Raw genomic sequence first — 22,898 nt, forward strand, 5'->3', positions numbered from 1 at the left:
CACTTAATCACATTGTTGATAAAAATACAAAATTAAGCAAGCACAAAAACGCAAATTACTGCGGTAATGTAATGGTGATGCGGGTGCCTGCCCCTGCTTTGCTGTCAAAGGTCATGGCGCCGCCAAGTTCTTCGCAAACCTTAAAGGCAAACGGGATGCCCAGGCCAGTGCCAAAGCGTTTGGTGGTTGGCCCTGGGGTTAATGCATGTGGGTCTGGTTTAAACGGCATGCCAGGCCCCTGATCCGTGATGACCAGGGTCAGCAGGTTGTTCGCCAATCCACATTGAAGATGAATCTCCTCGCCTTTTGGTGAGGCTTCCGAAGCGTTTAGAAGCAGGTTGTACAGCATTTGTTCCAGCAAGTGTTCATCCGTCAGCACTAAACGTTTGATGACCGCGCTATTTTCAATCACCCTGATCTGTTTTTCATCCAGTTTGGGCTGCAAGGTTGAGATCGCGCCCTGCACAATAGATGAAAGCAATAACTGGTTGAGCATGGGCTTGATCGGGTGCAGATAAGACAGCAGGCTGCCTGTCCAACGCTCCAGCCTGTCCACTGTGTGGATAATGCCTTGAATTGACTCTAATGTGTCTTTGTCTAGCAGCGGGTCATCAATCACTTGTGCGGTGGCGCGTATGCTGGCCAGCGGATTACGGATATTATGCGCCAGCATGGGCACCAGCAGGCCGAGCGCTGCCTGCTTTTCACTTTTAACCAGCGCATCGCGGCTGGCGGCCAGGTCTTCGGCCATTTTATTAATTTCTCTCGACAGCACCGCTAACTCTTCTGCGCCAGCCTCAGGTACCTGATGGATCAGGTTGCCAGTACTGATGGCATTGGTGGCCTGCATGATGTCATTAATGGGTCGCACGATAGAGTCTTTGAGGATGCGACGTGAATATACAATCAGAATACAGGCCAGCAACAACGGCAGAGAAAGCACGGCAATCGAGTTGCTTCTGGCATCGTCCAGCCGATGTTTGATTTCGCCCTGTTTGATCATGAGCAAGAGCTCGGCACGCTTGGAGACCTCTTCATAATGCCTGAAAATGCCGGTTTCAATGTCCTGGTAGATGGATTTTTGCGCTTTGCGATCCGGGTTGTTTTGGTAGCGGTAAAACAGGGCGGGTGCTTCATTGACCAGGCTGCGGTATTTACGCTCAATCTCCATCAGCGCTTCACGTTCTTCCTGGTCGATGGCAATTTTCTGCAGGCGATCCAGATGTTCCAGAATGGCAGAGGTATATTGATTGTATTCGTATAACGCATTTTCTTCCTGTAGAAAAAACGCATCGAACAATTCTTTGGTTTGGCGGTAGAGATCGCCGCGAACCAGATAAATTTCCTGAATCACAAAATTAATCCGTTGTGATTGCTTGGAGGCCTTGTCCCACAGATAAATGCCATAAGCACCACTGGCCACAGCGAGGACTATGAGGGCAATAAAGTACAAGTCATGAAACAGCAGCAGTAGCCTGAGCGGCTTGTCGTGGGCACTTTGAGCAGATGCCGCAGATGATGAGCGCTTGAACAGCATCGCTAGTTACTGACCAGTTTGAAACTGACCGGGACATTGGTGGATTTTAACCTGCCACGCAAAATATCGTTAAACAGCGATTTTAGCTGCGATTTGGTGACCGTGGCGATGGCGGCATCATCCAGCGCCTTGTTGCCACTGGATTCGATGACTTCGATGCTGATCACATTGCCATGGTCATCAAAGGTAATGTGCAGATTGGTGACCCCTTCAATCCCGCGGTCCATGGCGATCCTGGGGTAGCGCAGATTTTTTTGGATTTCACGCTGGGCTGCGGCTTTAAATGCATTGCGCGCCGCTTCAATATCGCCCTCACTCGGGCCGCTAGGCTTGGCTGGTTCTGCTGGCGGCGCTGGCGGAGCGGGGGGCACAACTACCTCGGGTTTGGCTTCACTGGCCGATGGTTTAGCTGCAATCACCGGGGGCGCTGGGGACTCAACGACCGGGTGAGGTGATTCTGTCGCGTGCTCAGGCTTTTGCGGCACGACGGGCTTGGGTTCCAGCGGTTTTTGTTCTATGGGCCTGGGCTCAGCTTTTGGCTGAACAGGTTGCTGCTTGGGGGGCTGTGGTGTTGGTGGGGCTGGCTCCGGCGGCGTTGGCGCAGGCACGGTGACGGCGGGAGGCTCTTCTTTCACCAGTTCAATCTGGATTTCCTGCTTTTTTGGTGGCGGCAGGTCGTAGTCAGGTTTGGGGAGCGTAAACATGATCGCAGCATGTATCAGCAGCGATGCGATCAGGCACCACTCTATGACATGATTGAACTGTTTAGACTCTTTTAACACGGCTTGCACGCCAACACCTTTATGATTAACGCCCACTGCGAGCCGACACTATAAGCTATTTTTTATGATTCATGCCAGCGTGCGCAGAAGGTGAGGTTAGCAAATACCGCTAAATGGTTGTACTTCAACCAATGTGCCAGCGGCCAGTGCGCTGGTTTTGTCATCCAGCACAATAAAGCAATTGGCCTGGCTCATGCTGCTCAAAATCCCCGAGCCTTGCTCGCCGGTGGTTTTCACTTTCCAGGCGTCACCTTCTTTGAATAAGATGCCACGCTGGAACTCAGTCCGCCCCGGGGCCTTTTTAATCGGGCTGACACACTCGACCTTGAAGCAGGGTTGTGCCAGTGTATTCGTTCCCATCAGGTGTTTGAGCGCCGTTTGGACAAACTGGTAAAAGGTCACCATGGTAGAGACCGGGTTGCCGGGTAAGCCAAAATAATGCGCCTGGCCGATTTTGCCATAGGCCAGCGGGCGGCCCGGTTTCATATTGATTTTCCAGAATAAAACCTGGCCGTGTGTGGCCAGCAGTTGTTTCATAAAGTCAGCCTCGCCTACCGAAACGCCGCCACTGGTAATCACCACGTCATGTTCTGCTGCCGCTGCTAGCAAGGTTTTTTCAAGCGCAGCGGGGTCATCGGCGACATTGCCCAGATCATGCATGTCTACACCCAAGGCTTGTAACATGCCCCACAGGCTATAGCGGTTGCTGTCGTAAATCTGGCCAGTCTGCAATGGCTGCCCCACACTGACCAGCTCATCGCCGGTGCTGAAAAAAGCCACTTTCAGGCGGCGGTAGACTTGAATCTCGGCAATGCCTAACGATGCGAGCAGGCCCATGTCTGCCGGTTGTATTTGGTGGCCGCGCGCCAGCACGGTTTGCCCGGTGGCGATGTCTTCACCAGTCAGGCGGATATTAGCTCCCAGTGCCGGGATTTTGAGCAGGCTGACACTTTCGCCCTCAACCGCGGTATGTTCCTGCATGACGACGGTATCCACACCGGCTGGAATCACTGCGCCGGTCATGATTTTGACGCAAGCGCCTGCCGGTAACTCACCTGTAAATGGATTGCCCGCAAATGCGGTGCCGATGATTTTCAACGGTTGCGTGGCTTCTGCATGTCTAAAAGCAAAGCCGTCCATGGCCGAGTTGTCGTGCCCTGGCACATTCATGCCTGAGGTCACCGAAGTTGATAATATGCGTCCCAGCGCGTGCCTGATGTGAGTGGTCTCGGTGTCTTGGACCGGCGACAAGAATTGCTGGATATACTGGCGCGCTTGCGTCACCGACATGGCATTCGGGTCATAGTCATCTGCGCAGGAAGGATTGCTGGCCAGTTGTTGCAAAAGGGCTTGGTTAGTCATGATGGCTGGGGTGATGGTTGATGTTAGTAAATGCTTGCTCATCTTCAAAGCTCACAAATACGTGGGGGTGCTGCGCTTGCCAGGCGCTGACTTTGCGCTGGCCTTGTGCCAGGAATGCATCAAGGTCTGCGCTTAATTGTCGTGGCATTAGGCAAAATACCGGATGCGTGGCACCGTCGCTGCGTGCAATAGCCAGCATGGTGAGGGTGTTGTTAATCGCCGCGGCGTCACGGATTGCATGGCACAGCCGACTCACCAAATCCAGTGGCAGCAATGGTGAGTCGCAAGGGACGCTGAGTATCCAGTCTGTGGTGGCGTGATGCATGCCTGCTTGCATGCCAGCCAGCGGGCCGTCAAAATGGTCGTTGGCATCTGTGATCACCGGCACGCCAAACTGCTGGTATTGTTCCAGATGGCGGTTTGCATTGATGATGACATGATCCACTTGTGGTTGTATGCGCTCCAGCACATGCGCGACCATAGGTTTATGCGGCTCATTGGGCTTGTCTTGATAATTGACCAGGCCTTTGTCAGCACCGCCCATGCGCATGCCGCGCCCACCGGCCAGTATCACTGCGGTAATCTGCATTAACCACCCGTATGCGACATAAAGCGCACGACCGCCGGTGCCGCACGCCTTAAATCAAAGTCGTGCCCTTCGGGTTTGATGCGCATACCATGCAAAATAGCATCGACCAAAGGCTGGTCGTCGTCAGGATGCGCGCGCAGGAGTGGCAGCAAATTGACTTGATGGTCTTGCCCCAGGCACAGGAAGAGTTCGCCCTGGCAGGTGATGCGCACGCGGTTGCAGCTCTCACAGAAATTATGGCTGTGGGGTGAGATAAAGCCAATTCTGGTTCGCGCGCCATTGACCTGCCAATAACGCGCAGGACCGCCTGTCCTGTGCGTGCTAGGCGTGAGTGAGAACTTACTTTTTAGCAAGGCGAGTGTTTCGGTATTGCTGACACAGCTTTGTTCGCGGTTATGATCGACAGCGCCTAGCGGCATCTCTTCAATAAAGCTGATGTCGACCTGTTTTTCAATCGCAAAGTTCACCAGGGCTTCGGCTTCATCGTCGTTGATGCCACGCATCAGCACCGTATTGATCTTAATATTGTCAAAGCCTGCAGACCTGGCTGCATCCAACCCGGTGAGCACTTTTGATAATTCGCCCACGCGGGTGATGGTTTTAAAACGGTGTTCTTGCAGGCTGTCGATAGAGATATTGATGCGTTTGACGCCTGCCGTTTTCAGTGCCACGGCATATTTATCCAGTTGGCTGCCATTGGTGGTGAGTACGCACTCATCCAGCCCTGGCAAATGGCCGATTTCTTCGAACAGCCACATGGCGTTTTTGCGTACCAAAGGTTCACCACCGGTAATGCGAACTTTACGCACGCCCATACGGACAAATAGTTTAACGAGGCGTGCACATTCTTCCAGTGACAACACGGCATCGCGCGGCAGGAAAGTCATGTCTTCTGCCATGCAGTATTGGCAACGGAAATCACAACGATCAGTGATCGACAGGCGAATATAGTCCACCCGCCGACCAAACTGGTCGATCAATTGTGAAGGAATGTTCGCAATGGTTTGCATGACGGTATCAAGGTCTAAAAGTAATTCGTATTTTATGCCCTTTTTAGGCTTTCACAAGGCATAAATAGAGGATATGATTCGAGGGTGATGGAATGTAACTAAATTGTAACTAGTTAAATGTGAGGTCGGTTTGGATAACACATTAAGCCATAAGCAACACGCGCAAATTCAGGCGCATATTCAAGCACACCAGCATGTGCCTGGCGGGCTGATGCCTTTGTTGCATGCGATTCAGGACGATATCGGCTATGTGCCGGAAACCGTTTATCCGGAGATCGCCAAAGCCCTGGCCCTGTCGGTGGCCGAGGTGCATGGTGTCGTCTCTTTTTACCATCATTTCCGTACGCATCCCATCGGCAAGCATGTGCTGCAAATCTGTCGCGCTGAGTCTTGTCAATCCATGGGGTCTGCCAATCTCGAAGCTGATTTGAAAGCAAAGTTAGGCGTGGATTACCATCAAACCACTGCCGACGGTAACGTGACCTTATTGCCGGTGTATTGTCTGGGCAACTGTGGCTGTTCGCCAGCCGTCATGCTCGATGATGAAGTCTATGGACGCATGAGTGCCGAAAAAGTCGCTGATTTAATCACCGAGGTGTGCCATGGTTAAAATCTATGTGCCAATTGACTCGACCGCGCTGTCATTGGGGGCTGAACGCACCGCGAAAAAAATCATGCAAGAGGCGCAGGCGCGCGGTATCGAAATCACGCTGGTGCGTAACGGTTCACGCGGCTTGTTCTGGCTGGAACCGCTGGTGGAAGTTGAAACGGCGCAAGGTCGTGTCGCCTTTGGCCCGGTGCAGCCCTCCGATGTGGCTGGCTTGTTTGATGCAGAGTTTACCCAAGCGCAAGCTGATCAAGCCAAAGCGCATCCCTTGTATCTTGGCTTGACCGATGAACTGGCCTGGCTGAAAAAACAGCAACGTTTAACCTTCGCCCGCGTCGGCATCACTGACCCGCTTTCACTCGAAGATTATCTGGCGCATGACGGTTACCAAGGCCTTAAAAATGCTTTGGCCATGTCCGGCACCGATATTGTTAAAGCGGTGACCGACTCAGGGTTGCGTGGTCGTGGCGGCGCTGCTTTCCCGACCGGTATCAAGTGGAATACCGTACTCAACGCACCGGCTGAGCAGAAGTATGTGGTGTGTAACGCCGATGAAGGCGATTCCGGCACCTATTCTGACCGCATGATCATGGAAGATGATCCTTTTGTGTTGATTGAGGGCATGACCATTGCCGGGATTGCAGTGGGGGCGACGCAAGGCTATATCTATTTGCGCAGCGAGTATCCGCATGCGCTGAAAACACTCAACGAAGCCATCCGTAAAGCCAACCTGGCAGGCTATTTGGGCGACAATATCCAAGGCTCTGGCCACACTTTTCATCTGGAGGTACGTCGTGCTGCGGGCGCTTATGTGTGTGGTGAAGAAACCTCCTTGCTGGAAAGTCTGGAAGGTAAGCGCGGTCTGGTGCGCTTTAAACCACCATTGCCTGCGATTGAAGGCTTGTTTGGCAAACCGACCATTGTCAATAATGTGATTTCCCTGGCGACCGTGCCGATTATCCTGGACAAGGGCGCGCAATATTATGCTGATTACGGCATGGGCCGTTCGCGCGGCACGCTGCCTATCCAGTTGGCAGGCAATTTAAAACAGACTGGCCTGGTCGAGTTGGCATTTGGGGCGACCTTGCGCGAGCTACTGTATGACTATGGCGGTGGTTCTGCATCCGGGCGTCCGATTCGTGCCGTGCAAGTGGGCGGCCCATTAGGGGCTTACCTGCCGGAGAGCCAGTTTGATACGCCGCTGGATTACGAAGCATTCACCAAGATTTGGGCCGTACTCGGCCATGGCGGCATTGTGGCGTTTGATGACAGTGTCGATATGGCCAAAATGGCGCGCTACGCCTTTGAGTTTTGTGCCGTTGAAAGTTGCGGCAAATGCACGCCGTGCCGCATTGGTTCGACGCGCGGCGTTGAGGTGATGGACAAGATTGTGCTGGGTAAAAATCACCCGCAAAATGTGCAGTTACTGCGCGATTTGTCCGACACCATGCTCAATGGTTCTTTGTGCGCACTAGGCGGCATGACGCCTTACCCGGTGCTCAGTGCCTTGAATCATTTCCCTGAAGATTTTGGTCTAAGTAATAAAGAAGCTGCTGCCTAAGGGCAGCAAAGGATGACGTTATGGATGACATCAAATATACCTCTGCACAGCCGCAAGTCCCTAAGTACAATGCGGATACCGATTACGGCACGCCCAAGTCTGACAGCACCACCATGGTGACGTTGAACATAGACGGTATAGACGTGACCGTGCCTGACGGCACTTCTATCATGCATGCCGCGCAACTGGGCGGTGTGACTGTGCCCAAACTGTGTGCGACGGACTCATTGGAGCCGTTTGGCTCCTGTCGTTTGTGTCTGGTCGAGATTGAAGGCCGCCGTGGCTATCCGGCCTCCTGTACTACACCGGTGGCGCCAGGGCTCAAGGTCAAAACACAAACGCCTAAACTGGCCGATGTGCGCCGTGGCGTGATGGAGTTGTATATTTCTGATCACCCACTGGATTGTCTGACCTGTGCTGCCAATGGCGATTGCGAGCTGCAAGACATGGCGGGCGCGGTGGGGCTGCGCGAAGTACGTTATGGTTATGACGGTGAAAACCACCTCGGCCAGGCGAAAGACGAGTCTAATCCTTATTTCACCTTTGATGCGTCCAAATGTATTGTGTGCTCGCGCTGTGTACGCGCCTGTGAAGAAACCCAAGGCACATTCGCCCTGACGATTCAGGGCCGTGGCTTTGACAGCAAGGTCTCTGCCGGTGGCAAAGATTTCCTTGAGTCCGAGTGTGTGTCTTGCGGTGCCTGTGTGCAAGCCTGTCCGACCGCGACCTTGATGGAAAAAACCGTGATTGAAGCCGGTACGCCGGAGCACAAAATCACCACCACGTGTGCGTATTGTGGCGTGGGTTGCAGTTTTGATGCCGAAATGAAAGGCGAGCAGGTTGTGCGTATGACACCGAGTAAAGAAGGTGGCGCCAACCATGGTCATAGTTGTGTAAAGGGCCGTTTTGCCTGGGGATATGCTACCCATGCTGACCGTATCATCACGCCTATGATCCGTAAAAGTATTCATGACCCCTGGCAAAAAGTGGGTTGGGATGAGGCGTTTAATTATGCTGCCAGCGAAATCCAGCGCATTCAAGCCAAATATGGCAAAGCGTCCGTGGGCGGTATTACCTCAAGCCGCTGTACCAATGAAGAGGTATATGTCACACAAAAGCTGATTCGTGCGGTGTTTGGCACTAACAACGTAGATACTTGCGCCCGGGTTTGCCATAGCCCGACCGGTTATGGCTTGAAGCAAACCCTGGGGGAATCTGCCGGTACGCAAACGTTTGATTCCGTGATGAAGTCTGATGTTATTTTCGTGATGGGGGCAAACCCTACCGATGGTCACCCTGTTTTTGGCTCCCTCATGAAACGCCGTCTGCGTGAAGGTGCCAAGCTGATCGTGGTCGACCCGCGTGAAATTGACCTGGTGTCTAATTCAGCGCATGTGCGTGCCGATTACCATTTGAAGCTGCGTCCTGGCACCAATGTGGCCATGATCTCTGCCATTGCCCATGTGATTGTGACTGAGGGGTTGGTGCAGGAAGACTTTGTCAAAACGCGTTGTGAGTGGGATTCTTTCGTCGCCTGGCGTGACTTTGTCGCCAAGCCGGAAAACTCTCCTGAAGCACTGGAAAAAGAGTTGGGCGTGCCAGCGCAAGCGGTACGCGAAGCTGCACGCTTGTATGCCACCGGCGGCAACGCTGCCATTTACTACGGCTTGGGTGTCACTGAGCACAGCCAGGGCTCTACCACCGTGATGGGGATTGCCAACCTTGCCATGGCGACGGCCAACATTGGCCGCGAAGGCGTGGGTGTTAACCCGTTACGCGGCCAAAACAACGTGCAAGGTTCTTGTGATATGGGTTCCATGCCGCATGAATTCCCAGGCTACCGCCATGTGTCTGATGACGCGACGCGCGCGCAGTTTGAGCAGGCCTGGGGTGTGAAATTAAGTGCCGACCCTGGTTTGCGTATTCCTAATATGCTGGACCTGGCGGCTGAAGGCAGTTTCAAAGCCGTGTATTGTGTCGGTGAAGATATTGCCCAGTCAGACCCAGATACCCAGCACGTGACACATGCACTGGAAAGTATGGAGTGCGTGATTGTGCAGGACTTGTTCCTCAACGAAACCGCCAAGTTTGCCCATGTGTTCTTCCCTGGCGCTTCTTTCCTTGAGAAAAATGGTACCTTTACCAATGCCGAACGCCGGATTTCACCCGTGCGTAAAGTGATGACGCCTAAGAATGGTCTCAGAGACCATGGTAATCATGAGGCTGGGATGGAAGACTGGGAAATTACAGCTAAATTCTCAGAAGCGTTGGGTTACCCTATGCATTATGCGCATGCCAGCGAAATCATGGACGAGATTGCGGCACTGACACCGACCTTCACCGGTGTCAGCTTCAAAAAACTCGATGAACTGGGCAGTATCCAATGGCCATGTAATGAGGAAGCACCGACAGGCACGCCGACCATGCATGTCGATGAATTTGTGCGCGGTAAGGGCAAGTTCTTTATTACCCAATATGTGCCGACCACTGAGCGCGTGAACCTGAAATATCCGTTGATCCTCACCACTGGTCGTATCTTGTCGCAATACAATGTGGGCGCACAAACCCGCCGTACCCAAAACGTGGCCTGGCATCATGAGGATGTGATTGAAATCCATCCGCACGATGCTGAAGACCGTGGCATTGCAGAAGGCGATTGGGTTGGGATTAGCAGCCGTGCAGGTCAAACCGTATTGCGTGCCAAGATTACCGAGCGTGTGCAGCCTGGTGTGGTCTATACCACCTTCCATCATCCAGAATCAGGCGCGAATGTGATTACCACCGACAACTCAGACTGGGCAACCAATTGCCCTGAATACAAAGTCACAGCTGTACAAGTGTCCAAGGTGAATCAGTTATCTGATTGGCAGCAACATTACCGTGCATTTAGTGACACGCAAGTTGAATTGTCGGGAATGGATCCGAATACAGTTGTTTCTTGATGGCAGTTGAACTTGATGACCGTTGAAGTGGATGTGAAGGATTGTCCGTTGCCTGTGAGTGACGAGTGGCCGCCGATGGCCGCCGAGCAGGCAGTGAGTACACTGACGGTGACCCGTTGGCGCCAGGGCCAGTCATCTGGTTTGCTGGATGCCGTGGCAGAAGAAGTGCCAATTGCGCTGGTGTATAACGGCATTTCGCATGTGGTGATGCTGGCGACACCGGCTGACCTTGAGGATTTTGCCTATGGTTTTTCGTTTACTGAGGGCATTATCACGCATCGTAGCCAGATTTACGGCGTGGATGCCCAAGCCTTGTTTCATGCGAATGGACAATTGCAAGGCATAGAGTTACATATTGAATTGGCGACCGAGCAGTTTGCAGCGCTCAAGGCGCAGCGCCGCAATTTGACCGGGCGCACTGGCTGTGGTTTGTGTGGTGCCGAGAGTTTGCAACAAGTGTTTAAACAGCCCAAGTCAGCGACCAGTCCGTTGGTGACGGTGTCATCGTCAGCCATTGATGCAGCGCTGCTGGGGTTGAAATCACAGCAACGATTGCAGCAACTGACGGGTGCTACCCACGCCAGTGCGATTGCAGATGCCAGTGGGCGGGTGGTATGCGTGCGCGAGGATGTCGGCAGGCATAATGCACTGGATAAGCTGATTGGCAGCTTGTTGCGGCAGGGATGTGATTTTTCAACGTTTTGGGCCCAGCACTGGGTGTTAACCACCAGCCGGGCCAGTTACGAAATGGTGCAAAAAGTGGCGATGTGTGGCGGGCAGACATTGATTGCCCTGTCTGCGCCCACCGCACTGGCTGTCAATCTGGCGCAGGAGTATGGATTTTTGCTGGTTGGCTTTGCCAAAATCGGGCAGTGCGTGGTGTATAGCGGCGCTTTGTCAGAAACTGACGCATGTGCGTCTTGCTAGAAAGAGTGTAAGCCTATGGAAGTGGAAAAACTAATCAAAATGGCCAACCAGATTGGCGACTTTTTCGAGGCGAATCCAGATGTGGAAGAGGCCAAGCTGGAGATTGCCAGCCACCTTAAAAAATTCTGGAATTCAGTGATGATTAAATCGCTGGTTGCGCATGTGCAGCAACATCAAGGGCAGGGGCTGCATCCGCGGGTGATTGCGGCTATTCAGCAACACGTACAGGCATAAACGTTTTCAGCATGTGCCCATCACATGATGGGCGCTAGACAAACAGTACTGCCGAACCCCTACAGCGCTTTTAATGGCGTTGCAATAACCTGAAGGATTCCCGGTTCTGGCGGGTTTGCTCACCTTCCCAAATCACTCGCCATTCATCCCCTGGTAGTACATGACGCTTACCTGGCTGGTCTTCAATCAGGTATAAATCACATTGCGTAGACTTGGCTTGTTCGTGGTCTCTTGGAGGTATGACCGCATGCAGGTGTATGCCCGCATGATAGTGCAGCAAGTCCTCTTGCGACGCGCCGATATTTTGTGCGTGGATGCAGTTGTAATGCGCTGGCAAGTGTTTGCGTAGGTCTTCAAACAGCGGCTGGTAGGTACGTGCGGCTTCTATCATTGGTAGCCACAAGCTCATGAATACCGTCCAGGCACAAGTCATGCCGATGGCCCAGTTGGTAGCGCTGGAGCGGTTGGAATGCTTGGCGCGCAACACGATGGATAGCCAAATGAGCGTTACCGCAACGGCAATTGCACCATAAAGCAGGCTGAAGCTGATGGTTTCCAGCCCCGACAAGTAACTCAGGCGCTGATAAAGCTTCACTGGCGAGCCGTTGAGCATGGCCCACCAGCCTAGCCAGGCGATGGCAATTAAAATGCCAAACAAAATCAGGCCAAACCAGTTTAAAGCACCGGCGGCGCCGCGTTTCAGTGTTTCTATGCTGCCCGCAGCCAGCACGGTTAATGGCACTAGCAGCGGCAGTGCGCTGACCTCGCTGCGGTCACTCATGAAGCCGATCAAGATAAAAGCGATGCCGAAGAAAATCAGACCCAATTGAAAGCGGTAGGTACTGAGCACTGATTGCCTGAAGCGCCAAACGCCCCACATGGCAAACGGCAAGGCTGGCCAGGCATACCAGGCCAGCGTCCTTAAAAAGTAGCCATGATTGCCAGGCAACTGGAATTGCCATTGCGATTGCCACCAGGCATGCCACAGGCCGGGCGCCCATTGCTGGCATAGCCAGCACCATAAGCAGATGCCGGGCATGGCCAGTAAGGTGCCCGCCAGCATGGCCCGGTAGGTGGGTTTGTGTTGACGAATGGCGGGCACGAGCAGCAGGCCAAGCACAGACAATATAATGGTGAGTGCAGGGACGACACCGCCTGCCAGAAAGGCTGTTAATAGGCCGGTGCATAGCAACCACATGGCGCGTATTGGTTTGCGCATCACCAGTGCCAGCGCGTAAAAAGCCATGGTGATGCCGCTGAGCGCAGCGACGGCAGGCATCATGGTGTGGGCACTGACGACCAGCCCCAGGCAGCCGATAAAAATAAAATTGGTTTGACGACCTACGCCCAGGTTCCATAATTCACGACCACTGAGCCCGGTCATGATCAGGGTGACCAGCATCCAGAGGCCTACGCTGAGCCTGGCGGCATCATGCGTTGGCAGCAAAGGTGAGAGTAAATGGGCAAAACCGGTGGCTGCCCAGTAAAACAAAGGCGGTGTTTCCAGCAAGGGATGTCCGGCTGAGACCGGGGCAATCCAGTCGCCTTGCGTCCAGCTGGCAGCAGACAGGAATGGGTGGTCGATCAGGGTTTGAATGATGCTGGCAGATTGCGATTCAAATGGCTTCCATGGCGAGTGGCCGATTAATCCGACGCATAGCCAGATGGCGCATAGCAAAATCAGCAGATGCGTTTTTGCGCGCTCGCCGACCTTGGCGCGCGGAGTGGCCATGTTTTCTTGCCAGTCGTGATCAATGTAAAACTGCATGGGTGAGTTGTGGGTCGCTGGATAAACGCATTCTCAGAGTGTGATATTACCCCTGAAATGCCTAGCTATAAAAACAAAAAAGGCAGCCATGCTGCCTTTCTGGACCATATTCGCCGAAATTACATGCCGTATTTTTGGCGGAATTTCTCAACGCGACCAGCAGTATCCACGATCTTCTGTTTGCCAGTGTAGAACGGGTGGCATTGTGAACATACTTCAATGTTCAGGTCTTTGCCTGTGGTTGAACGGGTTTGGAATTTGTTGCCACAGCTACATGTGACGTTGATTTCCGGGTAATTTGGGTGAATATCAGCTTTCATGCTTTCTCTCTAATCTTTAAGCAGTTGCAGTAAACGCGCGATTATCTATGATTTTTATTGATTTATCAATAGCTGGGTGATAAATAATTGCGTCCAGGACAGTATTAGCCGCGACGCATACTGTCGAAGAAGTCGTTGTTGCTCTTGGTTGCCTTGATCTTGTCGAGTAAGAACTCCATCGCCTCGAGGTCGTCCATTGGGTAGAGCAGTTTGCGCAATACCCAGATTTTTTGCAGCACGTCTTTGTCCAACAGCAGCTCTTCGCGGCGAGTGCCAGATTTGTTGACGTTGATGGCTGGGTAGGTACGTTTCTCGGCCATACGTCTATCCAGATGGATTTCCATGTTGCCGGTACCTTTAAATTCTTCGTAAATCACGTCATCCATACGCGAGCCGGTATCCACCAGCGCGGTGGCGATAATCGTCAGTGAACCGCCTTCTTCCACGTTACGGGCGGCACCAAAGAAACGCTTGGGTTTTTGCAGGGCGTTAGCATCCACACCACCAGTCAATACCTTGCCGGATGATGGGATCACCGTGTTGTAAGCACGTGCCAGGCGCGTAATCGAATCCAGCAGGATCACCACGTCTTTTTTGTGCTCTACCAGGCGCTTGGCTTTCTCCAGTACCATTTCAGCCACTTGTACGTGACGGGTCGCTGGCTCATCAAACGTGGATGCCACGACTTCACCACGTACGGAGCGTGTCATTTCTGTCACTTCTTCCGGGCGCTCGTCAATCAGCAGTACGATCATGATACAGTCAGGGTGATTGGCGGTAATCGCATGCGCAATATTCTGCAGCATGACGGTTTTACCGCTTTTCGGGCTGGCCACCAGCAGTGCGCGCTGACCTTTACCAATTGGCGCAATCATGTCGATGACGCGGCTGGTAATGTTCTCTTCGCCACGGATTTCACGTTCAAGGGTCAGTGGTACGGTTGGAAACAGCGGTGTCAGGTTTTCAAACAGGATCTTGTGCTTGGTGTTCTCAGGCGCTTCGTTGTTGACGCTATCCACTTTCACCAGGGCAAAGTAGCGCTCGCCATCTTTAGGCGTGCGGATTTCACCTTGAATACTGTCACCCGTATGCAGGTTGAAGCGGCGGATTTGCGACGGCGACACGTAAATGTCGTCCGGGCCAGCCAGGTATGACGTATCTGGGGAGCGCAAAAAGCCGAACCCATCTGGCAATACTTCCAGCGTGCCGTCGCCAAAAATGCTGTCGCCTTTTTTTGCCTTGTTTTTCAGGATGGCAAAAATAAGGTCTTGCTTGCGCATGCGGCTAGCATTCTCAATATCATTGGCAATGGCCATTTCGACCAGTTCGGTCACGGGGAGATGTTTAAGGTCGGATAAGTGCATGAGTAACTCGCTAGACTGAGAAACGTCGGAGTGATTGAAAAGAAAACCCGGTTTCGCAGACTGGAAACCGGGTGGATAGATTAAATGTTGCTGTCAATAAATGCGCTGAGTTGTGACTTGGACAGCGCACCGACTTTAGTCGCTTCTACGTTGCCATTTTTGAACAACATCAGGGTAGGAATACCACGAATACCGTATTTTGGCGGTGTATTTTGGTTATCATCAATGTTCAGTTTAGCCACTTTCAGGCGACCAGCGTATTCTTTGCTGATATCGTCCAGGATAGGTGCAATCATCTTACAAGGACCACACCACTCTGCCCAGTAATCAACCAGGACCGGGACCGGGGATTGCAATACTTCTTGTTCAAAGCTGGCGTCGCTTAAATGGGTAATGTTATCGCTCATTATTGCCTCGTAAGAATGGTGGAGAATTTAAATCAAATCGTAGATGGATTTAAACAGAAATTTTTTGAAAGTGTGGCTAAAAATTGTTTGAATTAGTAATTTGCTGAAAGATGAAATTACCAAACGAGATAACAACTAGTATAGCAACAGTTTTCCAGCATAATCAAGTTTTTCCTTCTACGTTATTCAATATGGGGCGTATTTTGACTAAAAACAAGGGGTCTGGCCTGCGGTCAAGGTTGTTCATGGTCATTGTGGCCTGGGTGTTGACGAGCACGATTTGGGCAGCGGCGCCGGTAGCAGGCTGGACGATGCATGATATGGCAGGTCATGTACATCAGTTGTCACAGTATTCGGGGCGTTGGGTGGTAGTCAATTACTGGGCGCCATGGTGTCCGCCTTGCCTGGAGGAAATGCCTGAACTGGTGACTTTTTATGATGCGCATGCCAAAGCGGGCGTGGTGGTGCTAGGCGTGGCTGTGCAATACGAATCCGTGCAAAGCGTGAAAAAGTATGCCGATGATATGCTGATTTCTTATCCGATCGTGCTGGGGGAGGCGCAAAAAATTGCGATACCACCCCCGGAGGTGTTGCCGACGACCTATATTTATGCGCCGGATGGCTCGCTTTATAAAGTAAAACGCGGCGCCTTAAGCAGGCAGTGGTTGGAAAACCTGCTTAAGGAGGCCGCGTCTGCGCCTAAATAAGGTTTAAAATTAAATAGTGACCGCTTCGCCAGCTGGATTGATCACGCTGAGCTGGTTCTCTTTGGCAAATTGAATCAGTTGCTCAAAACCGGCTGGATTGACGTCTTTCAGTTTCATGTCCACAGACAGGCTGCGCACGTTATTCACCAGCTTTGGCTTCAGATAGGGCGAGTAGCGCAATTTTTTGTCATCGCCAAACGTGGCGTAGGTGCTGCACATACGGTCCACCCAGTCGCTGGGGCGAAAAGGCTTTCCAGCCAATGTAATGCCCTGAATAATGATTTCCTGATTTTCCATTCAAATTCCTTGAGAACGAAGTTAATAATTTAGTTGGTGTATTCGAAAACCTTGACGACTTTAGTCACGCCTTCTGTGGTTCTGGCGATTTCCACGGCGTCATTGGCTTCTTTTTCAGAGACGATGCCCATCAGGTAAACCACGCTTGCTTCGGTGACAACTTTTACCACGTTGGCCGGGAACAGGTTTTCACTGACAAAGCGTGCTTTTACTTTGGTGGTTAAATAAGTGTCATTGCTGCGGTCGCCAATCGATGAAGCGGGACCTACCGTCAACCCGTTGTGGATGTTGCGCACATTGGAGATTTCACGTGTGAGTGTTTCTGCTTGTGTCAGTTGGCCTGCGTTGGGCACTTCGCCAGACAGCAGCACAATACGGTTGTAGCTGGTGACATTGATGTGTGAGGCCTTATCCATATATTGAGACAGGCGTTTCAGTGTTTTCAGTTCGATATTTTCATCTTCGACATAAATGCCTGAAGTACGGCGATCTGCTGCCATCGCGCCACCAGCGGCTGCGCCGCCCACCACTGCTGGAAAGCAGCCACTCAATTGGGTGCTGATTAATAACAAAGCAATAGCCGAGGCTTTTCTGGTGAAAATGTGTTGAGTCATGAAACTTCCTTGATCTACGAGAAAAACTAAAGATGTTGGGTGTGACAGCGGATGATAAATAAAATTCTACGCTTTTTATGTGTCGATTGCATTACGAATCCAGTTGGGTGACTGGTAATGAGTGTTGTCGAACAGGATGGCATCGAAGCGACAGGGGCAATTGAGGTCGTGGTGTTGCAGGTAATACTGGGCGGCACGTATCAGTTTTTGTTGCTTGCGCTGGTCTATGCTGTCAGCTGCGCTGGCGAATGCCTGGTTGCTGCGTAAACGCACTTCGATAAACACCAATGTGACGCCATCGCGCATGATAAGGTCGATTTCGCCATGGCGACAACTGTAGTTTTGTGCCACCAGTGACAAGCCTTGCTGTTGCAGAAAGCGCACAGCGGCACTTTCTGCAGCCAAACCCTGATTGTTTTGATTCAGTTTCATGATGCGTTGTCGGCTACTCGCTCTCGCCAGTCTGCGAAATAATACTCTACGCAATAATACTTAGCGAAACCAGTGTGATGACATAAAATGCCAGCATGAACGAAATCGGTACATTATATGTGGTGGCGACTCCTATCGGTAACCTGGAGGATATTACCCAGCGCGCCCTGGACACTTTGCAACAGGTCGATGCCATTGCCGCTGAAGATACGCGGCATAGCGTTGGTTTGCTGCGGCATTTTGGCATTAGCAAGCCATTGCTGGCAGTGCATGAGCATAATGAGCAGCAGTCTGCACAGGGCTTGATTAAGCGTTTATTGGCGGGTGAGTCGATTGCGTTGATTACGGATGCCGGTACGCCAGCAGTCAGTGACCCCGGTGCCGTGGTGGTGCAGGCGGTGCGACAGGCAGGCATCAAAATCGTGCCGGTGCCTGGGGTGAGTGCGGTGATTACCGCGTTGTCGGCGGCGGGTATCACCCAGTCAGGCTTTTATTTTGAGGGGTTTTTGCCTGCCAGTGGCTCACAGCGCCGCAAGCGTTTGCAAGTGCTTAAAGCGATCCCGTCTACGCTGGTGTTTTACGAGGCACCGCACCGTATTGTTGAATGCGTGCAAGACTTGCATGATGTGTTGGGCGGTGGTCGACAACTGACGTTGGCACGCGAGCTGACCAAAACCTTTGAGACCATCCATACCTGCCCCTTGACAGGCGCGGTAGACTGGTTAAAAGCTGATTTAAATCAGCAGCGTGGTGAGTTTGTGGTGCTGGTGCATCCAGACACGCAGGAAAAAGCCGAAGGCCTGGATGAGGAAACATTAAGAGTCTTGCAACGATTGTTGCAAGAGTTGCCGCTCAAGCAGGCTGTGGCATTGGCGACCGATATTACCGGCCACAAGAAAAACGAATTATATGATGCAGCGCTTGCACTCAAGGCTGCGCATTCCAGTGAAACATAAAGGTAGCGATAATGAGTACTGAAATCACCCTGACCCGTCCTGACGACTGGCATTTGCACCTCAGAGATGGTGCAGGTCTGCAGTCGGTGTTACCGGACACCGCCAAACAATTTGCGCGTGCAATCGTCATGCCGAATTTACGGCCACCGGTGACTACCGCGGAACTGGCGATGGCGTATTACCAACGTATCAAGCAAGCCTTGCCCGCCGGGCTCAGCTTTGAGCCGTTGATGACCTTGTATTTAACCGACAATACGCCCGCGCAGGAAATTGCAGCCGCCCGCGCCAGTGGTGTGGTGCAGGCGGTGAAGTTGTATCCCGCTGGCGCGACCACCAACAGTGACTCTGGTGTGACCAGTTTGCATAAATGTGCTGTTGCATTGGCCGAGATGGAAAAACAAGGCATGCCTTTGCTGATTCACGGTGAAGTGACAGATGGCGATGTAGATGTGTTCGACCGTGAGAAAGTGTTTATCGAGCGTCATTTGCAGCCGCTGTTAAAAGATTTTCCTGGACTTAAAGTGGTGTTCGAACATATCACGACCAAAGATGCGGCGGAGTTTGTGGCCGCTGGCCCGGCCAATCTGGCGGCAACGATTACTGCGCACCATTTGCTGATGAACCGTAATGCCATGTTCACTGGCGGTATCCGCCCACATCATTATTGTTTGCCGGTGCTCAAGCGCGAAACACATCGTGAGGCCTTGGTGAAAGCGGCGATTTCCGGATCCAGCAAGTTTTTCCTGGGCACGGACAGTGCGCCGCATCCAAAATCGGCTAAAGAAGCCAGTTGTGGTTGCGCGGGCATGTATACCGCCCACGCGGCGATTGAGTTGTATGCTGAAGCCTTTGAAGAGGCGGGTGCGCTGGATAAACTGGAAGGCTTTGCCAGCTTTTATGGCGCAGACTTTTACGGTTTGCCGCGCAACACTGATACAGTGACCTTGCGCAAAGAAAGCTGGCTGGTGCCGGAGAGCATTCCGTTTGCCGATGATGTGCTGGTGCCATTGCGCGCCGGTCAAACGATTGCATGGAAGTTGGTGTAACACTTTAAAGCATTGGAGAATAAGCGATGAACAACACATGGTTGGTTGCAGTATTCGGTGTCATGTTAAGTACTCAGGCTTTTGCGGTCACGATTGATGAGATGCATGGTGAGCAAGCGCCGTATGCGCAAGCGTTTAAAGCACTTGATAGTGATGGCAATGGCAAGCTGTCCAAAAAGGAGGCCACTAAAGATAAAGACATCAAAAATGCTTTTTCCAAGGCGGACAAAAACCATAATGGCAGCCTGGATCAAGACGAGTTTGCCGCTTATAAATCCAAGGTGGATGGTGCGGAAAATAAACAGGCCGCGGCGGATAGTGCCATCACCGCCAAAATCAAATCCAAATACCTGGTGGAGAAGAATCTCAGCAGTTTCAAAATCAGTGTGGAAACCAAAGACAATACGGTGATTCTGAGCGGTTTTGTCGATAGTGCCGAACAAAAGGCGCGCGCTGAAAAGATTGCCACCAGTGTGGATGGTGTGAAGTCGGTCAAAAACGCCCTGGTGGTTAAACCTTAATTAAAGCTGCCAGTGAATGGGCGCCTGCCCGCGTGAAGCCAGGTAGTCATTAATCTGCGAAAACTGGCGAGTACCAAAAAAACCACGGTGCGCTGACAATGGCGACGGGTGTACGGATTTAAGAACAAGATGTTTATTGGGGTCGATCACGGCCCCTTTTTTTTGCGCATAACTTCCCCACAGCACAAACACCAGGCCTTCGCGCTGCGCGTTGAGTGCGGCAATGGCGGCGTCGGTGAAGGTTTCCCAGCCGCGGTTCTGGTGCGAGCCTGCATTTGCCATTTGCACGGTCAGGGTGGCGTTCAATAGCAATACGCCCTGGTCTGCCCAGGGCGTTAAATCACCACTGCCGCTCATGCGGATGTTGAGGTCCGCTTGAATCTCTTTAAAAATATTCATCAGTGATGGTGGCAATGCCACGCCAGCCTGCACCGAGAAACTCAAGCCATGCGCCTGTCCGGGGCCGTGGTAAGGGTCCTGGCCGATAATCACTACGCGCACTTTGTCGAAAGGGGTGTGATTAAACGCATTGAAAATCAGGTGGCCTGGCGGAAAAATGGTTTTGCCTGCGCTTTTTTCCTGTTGCAAGAATGCTTTGAGCGAATGCATATAAGGCTTGTCAAACTCTGCGCCAAGCACGGCTTGCCAGGAAGGGTCTAATTGGCCAGGTTTTTCTTGTGTGGTCATGGTGGGTCAATCAATAAAGACGTTGCACATTATAGGGTGTTACGGTCGACGTGGTAAAATGGCATTGAAGCCAACCAGACAGTCGCCGCCTGTGTAAACGGGGGGAGGAAAGTCCGGGCTGCACAGAGCGGGATGACGGCTAACGGCCGTACGCTGAAAGCTGGTAACAGTATAAGGTGAGGAATAGGGCCACAGAGACGAGTCGGTTCGACCAGTGAGCAACTTGTTGCGAACTTGCGTCGAAACGGGTGAAACGCGGTAACCTCCATCTGCAGCAATATCAAATAGGCTGGCACTTTACGCAAGTAATAAGGCGTGGCTCGCGCTGCCAGCGGGTAGATAGCTTGAGCGTGTGAGCAATTGCACGCCTAGATGAATGACTGTCGCCACGCAAGTGGATACAGAACCCGGCTTACCGGTTGGCTTTACTTTCTCTCACCTCAAAGTCTTTGCCAGAGGCTGCTTGCCAAACTTGAATCAGCTGGCGCATGTTGCCTCGAACATTTGCGTGGTTCGGGTTGGCGGGCAGTTGCGCTGGGCGATGGCGTGACTTTCTTGTATAGTTGCTGCGTTTAATAGCTAAATAAGCGGTGACTTTATCATGGGGATGTTGAGTAGCTTGGGCAGGGTGTTGGTGGCGGTCATGATCGCTTTGCTGTCCGTTGGCTTGGTGCAAGCCTCCCCTCAGTCTATAGAGGGTGATTGGTCTCTTGTGCACCCGTATGACGGCGCGCAAAGCCACCAGCAATTTCTTGCTGATCCGCTGCATAAAAAATACTCCCCCGTTGACGCGGTCAGCCTGACAGGCGGCCATTATCTTTATAGTGCCTCTTTTGACATCAACAAGCAGCAGGCGTACGTTTTTGATTTCAAGAATACCAGCACCATAGAATATTTCCGGCATCAGGTGTATGACCAGCAAGGGCGTGAAGTGGCGCGCCTCGAGGGCGGCATTGGTCGTCACATAGAGAATCCTTTTTTCTTGCGGCATGGCCGCAGTGTCAGTTTGGCGCCAGGCAAATACGTCCTGGCCACGCAAGTGATTTCTACCAATTACCTGGCAATTCCTGAGCCTTATCTGCAAGACCAGGCAAGTTATATGCAAGCGATCAAGCGTGGCAATGCCCTGACGCTGTTTGCCCTGGGCATCTTTTGTGGGCTGGGCATCTATTATGCGGTGCTCGCGACGAGTCGTAATCGTAGTGTGGAAGCCATGTATGCCATTTTTATTGCCGGTAATTTTATTTACAACAGTGCGGCGCTGCTTGTCCTCTCGGACTTGTTCAATTTGCACGCCATCTATTGGGTGTCGATGCCTGTGCTGGTGTCCAGCATGGCTTACATGTTGTTTGTGATACATCTGCTGGAAATCAATCGTTATCAGCACAGGCGGCTTTATTACACCGGCGTGGCCATTCTAGTGGTAATGGGGGTGTTTCTGTTGCTGGCAATGGCCTACCCCAATTGGGCATTGCAGCTTTGCCGCTATGAGGTTGGACTGTTTTTATGTTTCGGACTGGCCGCGGCAATCCGGCTCAGCCAACGCAACAATCCAACCGCCAAACGCTATTTCATCGCGATTAGCCTGTTTTTTGTCTGTGGCATTGTTACCATTAGCCTCAGCAAGCTGCATGAGCAATTTGATTTGTATATCGAACATCTGGGGCTGCTGAGTGTTGCCATTGAGGTGGTGTTGCTGGCATTGGTGCTTTCCTTTCAGTTCTCCCAATTGCGTAAAGAAAAAGAAGAGGCCCTGGAGGCGCTGGGTATGACAGAGAAGGTGGCGAATTCGGATGCCTTAACCAGCCTGCCGAATCGCTATGCTTTTGTCAAAGCGCTGGAGCAGATGCCCATGCATGGCAGTATGACCTTTATTGATCTGGATGGACTCAAGTTTTACAACGATCATTATGGTCATGCGCGTGGTGACGCGTTACTGGTAAGTTTCGCAAAACACTATCAACACTATTTGGGCAGCCATCTCGTCTTATATCGACTGGGAGGGGATGAGTTTGCCGTGTTGGCACACAAAGGCGAGGTGCGGGTGGTTGAGCAGGCGCTGCAAAAAACCATTGAAAGCGTACGCCTGGAGGGGTTTGAGTTTTCTGGTGCCAGCGCAGGGTCTGCCTATTACTATGAGGCTGAGAACATCACCGAACTCATGCAGTTGGCAGATGAGCGCATGTATGAAAATAAGCGGTCGCGCCAGTCAGCTGTGACGGCCTGAC

General features: G+C 52.1%; 23 protein-coding genes and 1 other RNA gene. 11 read left to right on the forward strand and 13 right to left on the reverse strand.

Going from position 1 to position 22,898, the window contains the following annotated elements; genetic code table 11:
• Positions 1 to 55: 55 nt before the first annotated feature.
• From INP78_RS06150 to moaA, 5 genes are all read right to left on the reverse strand, one after another.
• Positions 56 to 1,537 (reverse strand): HAMP domain-containing sensor histidine kinase, encoded by a 1,482-nt coding sequence (locus INP78_RS06150; protein ID WP_194741323.1) that lies wholly within the window; start codon positions 1,535 to 1,537, stop codon positions 56 to 58.
• Positions 1,538 to 1,539: 2 nt separating this feature from the next.
• On the reverse strand, positions 1,540 to 2,328 hold the full coding sequence (locus tag INP78_RS06155; protein ID WP_194741324.1) for a TonB family protein: 789 nt from the start codon (positions 2,326 to 2,328) through the stop codon (positions 1,540 to 1,542).
• A gap of 87 nt (positions 2,329 to 2,415) precedes the next feature.
• Positions 2,416 to 3,681 carry a gephyrin-like molybdotransferase Glp gene (gene glp / locus INP78_RS06160; protein WP_194741723.1) on the reverse strand — a complete coding sequence of 422 codons (1,266 nt, stop codon included), beginning with the start codon at positions 3,679 to 3,681 and terminating at the stop codon, positions 2,416 to 2,418.
• The gene (gene mobA / locus INP78_RS06165) at positions 3,674 to 4,270 is read right to left on the reverse strand and encodes a molybdenum cofactor guanylyltransferase MobA (RefSeq protein WP_194741325.1); all 597 of its coding nucleotides are present in this window, start codon (positions 4,268 to 4,270) and stop codon (positions 3,674 to 3,676) included. The genes glp and mobA overlap by 8 nt, the downstream gene beginning before the upstream one ends.
• Complete coding sequence (moaA, locus tag INP78_RS06170; protein WP_194741326.1) at positions 4,270 to 5,280, reverse strand: GTP 3',8-cyclase MoaA; 1,011 nt, start codon at positions 5,278 to 5,280, stop codon at positions 4,270 to 4,272. The genes mobA and moaA overlap by 1 nt, the downstream gene beginning before the upstream one ends.
• A 130-nt stretch (positions 5,281 to 5,410) precedes the next feature.
• On the opposite strand from moaA, the gene INP78_RS06175 reads away from it, so the two are divergent.
• From INP78_RS06175 to INP78_RS06195, 5 genes are read left to right on the forward strand one after another with little or no spacing between them, the layout of a single operon-like run.
• Positions 5,411 to 5,890, forward strand: coding sequence for a formate dehydrogenase subunit gamma (locus INP78_RS06175; protein WP_194741327.1), 480 nt, complete (start codon positions 5,411 to 5,413; stop codon positions 5,888 to 5,890).
• The gene (locus INP78_RS06180) at positions 5,883 to 7,448 is read left to right on the forward strand and encodes an NADH-quinone oxidoreductase subunit NuoF (RefSeq protein ID WP_194741328.1); all 1,566 of its coding nucleotides are present in this window, start codon (positions 5,883 to 5,885) and stop codon (positions 7,446 to 7,448) included. The genes INP78_RS06175 and INP78_RS06180 overlap by 8 nt, the downstream gene beginning before the upstream one ends.
• A 20-nt stretch (positions 7,449 to 7,468) precedes the next feature.
• Entirely contained in the window at positions 7,469 to 10,390 is a 2,922-nt protein-coding gene (gene fdhF, locus INP78_RS06185; protein ID WP_194741329.1) for a formate dehydrogenase subunit alpha, read from the forward strand.
• Between the two features lie 15 nt (positions 10,391 to 10,405).
• Positions 10,406 to 11,317, forward strand: coding sequence for a formate dehydrogenase accessory sulfurtransferase FdhD (gene fdhD / locus INP78_RS06190; RefSeq protein WP_194741724.1), 912 nt, complete (start codon positions 10,406 to 10,408; stop codon positions 11,315 to 11,317).
• Positions 11,318 to 11,332: 15 nt separating this feature from the next.
• Positions 11,333 to 11,551: a formate dehydrogenase subunit delta gene (locus tag INP78_RS06195; protein ID WP_019883512.1), complete on the forward strand. Its 219-nt coding sequence runs from the start codon at positions 11,333 to 11,335 to the stop codon at positions 11,549 to 11,551.
• 70 nt (positions 11,552 to 11,621) lie between these two features.
• Here the strand turns inward: INP78_RS06195 and INP78_RS06200 are convergent, their stop codons facing one another.
• The 4 genes from INP78_RS06200 to trxA form a co-directional block, all read right to left on the reverse strand.
• The gene (locus INP78_RS06200) at positions 11,622 to 13,319 is read right to left on the reverse strand and encodes a glycosyltransferase family 39 protein (RefSeq protein ID WP_194741330.1); all 1,698 of its coding nucleotides are present in this window, start codon (positions 13,317 to 13,319) and stop codon (positions 11,622 to 11,624) included.
• A 119-nt stretch (positions 13,320 to 13,438) separates the two neighbouring features.
• Positions 13,439 to 13,639 (reverse strand): 50S ribosomal protein L31, encoded by a 201-nt coding sequence (gene rpmE, locus INP78_RS06205; RefSeq protein ID WP_019883509.1) that lies wholly within the window; start codon positions 13,637 to 13,639, stop codon positions 13,439 to 13,441.
• A gap of 104 nt (positions 13,640 to 13,743) precedes the next feature.
• Positions 13,744 to 15,003 (reverse strand): transcription termination factor Rho, encoded by a 1,260-nt coding sequence (rho, locus tag INP78_RS06210; protein ID WP_194741331.1) that lies wholly within the window; start codon positions 15,001 to 15,003, stop codon positions 13,744 to 13,746.
• 80 nt (positions 15,004 to 15,083) lie between these two features.
• Positions 15,084 to 15,410 carry a thioredoxin TrxA gene (gene trxA / locus INP78_RS06215; protein WP_194741332.1) on the reverse strand — a complete coding sequence of 109 codons (327 nt, stop codon included), beginning with the start codon at positions 15,408 to 15,410 and terminating at the stop codon, positions 15,084 to 15,086.
• A gap of 203 nt (positions 15,411 to 15,613) precedes the next feature.
• Here trxA and INP78_RS06220 point away from each other — a divergent pair, with 203 nt between their 5' ends.
• A complete protein-coding gene (locus tag INP78_RS06220) occupies positions 15,614 to 16,117 on the forward strand; it encodes a TlpA disulfide reductase family protein (protein ID WP_228522703.1) in 504 nt (167 codons plus the stop codon).
• Positions 16,118 to 16,126: 9 nt separating this feature from the next.
• Here the strand turns inward: INP78_RS06220 and INP78_RS06225 are convergent, their stop codons facing one another.
• From INP78_RS06225 to INP78_RS06235, 3 genes are all read right to left on the reverse strand, one after another.
• Positions 16,127 to 16,414, reverse strand: coding sequence for a DUF3579 domain-containing protein (locus INP78_RS06225; RefSeq protein WP_019883505.1), 288 nt, complete (start codon positions 16,412 to 16,414; stop codon positions 16,127 to 16,129).
• A 29-nt stretch (positions 16,415 to 16,443) separates the two neighbouring features.
• Positions 16,444 to 17,028: a BON domain-containing protein gene (locus tag INP78_RS06230; RefSeq protein WP_194741334.1), complete on the reverse strand. Its 585-nt coding sequence runs from the start codon at positions 17,026 to 17,028 to the stop codon at positions 16,444 to 16,446.
• A gap of 75 nt (positions 17,029 to 17,103) precedes the next feature.
• On the reverse strand, positions 17,104 to 17,460 hold the full coding sequence (locus INP78_RS06235; RefSeq protein WP_194741335.1) for a YraN family protein: 357 nt from the start codon (positions 17,458 to 17,460) through the stop codon (positions 17,104 to 17,106).
• A gap of 95 nt (positions 17,461 to 17,555) precedes the next feature.
• Here INP78_RS06235 and rsmI point away from each other — a divergent pair, with 95 nt between their 5' ends.
• From rsmI to INP78_RS06250, 3 genes are read left to right on the forward strand one after another with little or no spacing between them, the layout of a single operon-like run.
• Positions 17,556 to 18,416 carry a 16S rRNA (cytidine(1402)-2'-O)-methyltransferase gene (rsmI, locus tag INP78_RS06240; protein ID WP_194741336.1) on the forward strand — a complete coding sequence of 287 codons (861 nt, stop codon included), beginning with the start codon at positions 17,556 to 17,558 and terminating at the stop codon, positions 18,414 to 18,416.
• An 11-nt stretch (positions 18,417 to 18,427) separates the two neighbouring features.
• Positions 18,428 to 19,462, forward strand: coding sequence for a dihydroorotase (gene pyrC, locus INP78_RS06245; protein WP_194741337.1), 1,035 nt, complete (start codon positions 18,428 to 18,430; stop codon positions 19,460 to 19,462).
• Between the two features lie 26 nt (positions 19,463 to 19,488).
• On the forward strand, positions 19,489 to 19,983 hold the full coding sequence (locus INP78_RS06250; protein WP_194741338.1) for a BON domain-containing protein: 495 nt from the start codon (positions 19,489 to 19,491) through the stop codon (positions 19,981 to 19,983).
• On the opposite strand, the gene ung is transcribed toward INP78_RS06250, so the two are convergent.
• Positions 19,984 to 20,670, reverse strand: coding sequence for a uracil-DNA glycosylase (gene ung / locus INP78_RS06255; protein ID WP_194741339.1), 687 nt, complete (start codon positions 20,668 to 20,670; stop codon positions 19,984 to 19,986).
• A 66-nt stretch (positions 20,671 to 20,736) separates the two neighbouring features.
• Here ung and rnpB point away from each other — a divergent pair.
• Both rnpB and INP78_RS06265 read left to right on the forward strand, forming a co-directional pair.
• An RNA gene (gene rnpB, locus INP78_RS06260) (RNase P RNA component class A) lies at positions 20,737 to 21,101 on the forward strand.
• A 170-nt stretch (positions 21,102 to 21,271) separates the two neighbouring features.
• A complete protein-coding gene (locus INP78_RS06265) occupies positions 21,272 to 22,897 on the forward strand; it encodes a diguanylate cyclase (RefSeq protein ID WP_194741340.1) in 1,626 nt (541 codons plus the stop codon).
• Position 22,898: the final 1 nt, after the last annotated feature.

Origin of the sequence: Methylophilus sp. 14 (assembly GCF_015354345.1) — a bacterium.
GTDB lineage: Bacteria > Pseudomonadota > Gammaproteobacteria > Burkholderiales > Methylophilaceae > Methylophilus.

Bases quoted from the DNA above. Each gene is read 5' to 3' on its own strand.
- INP78_RS06150 (WP_194741323.1), bottom strand. From the start codon at position 1,537: ATGCTGTTCAAGCGCTCATCATCTGCGGCATCTGCTCAAAGTGCCCAC.
- glp (WP_194741723.1), bottom strand. From the start codon at position 3,681: ATGACTAACCAAGCCCTTTTGCAACAACTGGCCAGCAATCCTTCCTGC.
- mobA (WP_194741325.1), bottom strand. From the start codon at position 4,270: ATGCAGATTACCGCAGTGATACTGGCCGGTGGGCGCGGCATGCGCATG.
- moaA (WP_194741326.1), bottom strand. From the start codon at position 5,280: ATGCAAACCATTGCGAACATTCCTTCACAATTGATCGACCAGTTTGGT.
- INP78_RS06180 (WP_194741328.1), top strand. From the start codon at position 5,883: ATGGTTAAAATCTATGTGCCAATTGACTCGACCGCGCTGTCATTGGGG.
- fdhF (WP_194741329.1), top strand. From the start codon at position 7,469: ATGGATGACATCAAATATACCTCTGCACAGCCGCAAGTCCCTAAGTAC.
- fdhD (WP_194741724.1), top strand. From the start codon at position 10,406: ATGACCGTTGAAGTGGATGTGAAGGATTGTCCGTTGCCTGTGAGTGAC.
- INP78_RS06195 (WP_019883512.1), top strand. From the start codon at position 11,333: ATGGAAGTGGAAAAACTAATCAAAATGGCCAACCAGATTGGCGACTTT.
- INP78_RS06200 (WP_194741330.1), bottom strand. From the start codon at position 13,319: ATGCAGTTTTACATTGATCACGACTGGCAAGAAAACATGGCCACTCCG.
- rpmE (WP_019883509.1), bottom strand. From the start codon at position 13,639: ATGAAAGCTGATATTCACCCAAATTACCCGGAAATCAACGTCACATGT.
- rho (WP_194741331.1), bottom strand. From the start codon at position 15,003: ATGCACTTATCCGACCTTAAACATCTCCCCGTGACCGAACTGGTCGAA.
- trxA (WP_194741332.1), bottom strand. From the start codon at position 15,410: ATGAGCGATAACATTACCCATTTAAGCGACGCCAGCTTTGAACAAGAA.
- INP78_RS06225 (WP_019883505.1), bottom strand. From the start codon at position 16,414: ATGGAAAATCAGGAAATCATTATTCAGGGCATTACATTGGCTGGAAAG.
- INP78_RS06230 (WP_194741334.1), bottom strand. From the start codon at position 17,028: ATGACTCAACACATTTTCACCAGAAAAGCCTCGGCTATTGCTTTGTTA.
- INP78_RS06235 (WP_194741335.1), bottom strand. From the start codon at position 17,460: ATGAAACTGAATCAAAACAATCAGGGTTTGGCTGCAGAAAGTGCCGCT.
- rsmI (WP_194741336.1), top strand. From the start codon at position 17,556: ATGAACGAAATCGGTACATTATATGTGGTGGCGACTCCTATCGGTAAC.
- pyrC (WP_194741337.1), top strand. From the start codon at position 18,428: ATGAGTACTGAAATCACCCTGACCCGTCCTGACGACTGGCATTTGCAC.
- INP78_RS06250 (WP_194741338.1), top strand. From the start codon at position 19,489: ATGAACAACACATGGTTGGTTGCAGTATTCGGTGTCATGTTAAGTACT.
- ung (WP_194741339.1), bottom strand. From the start codon at position 20,670: ATGACCACACAAGAAAAACCTGGCCAATTAGACCCTTCCTGGCAAGCC.
- INP78_RS06265 (WP_194741340.1), top strand. From the start codon at position 21,272: ATGGGGATGTTGAGTAGCTTGGGCAGGGTGTTGGTGGCGGTCATGATC.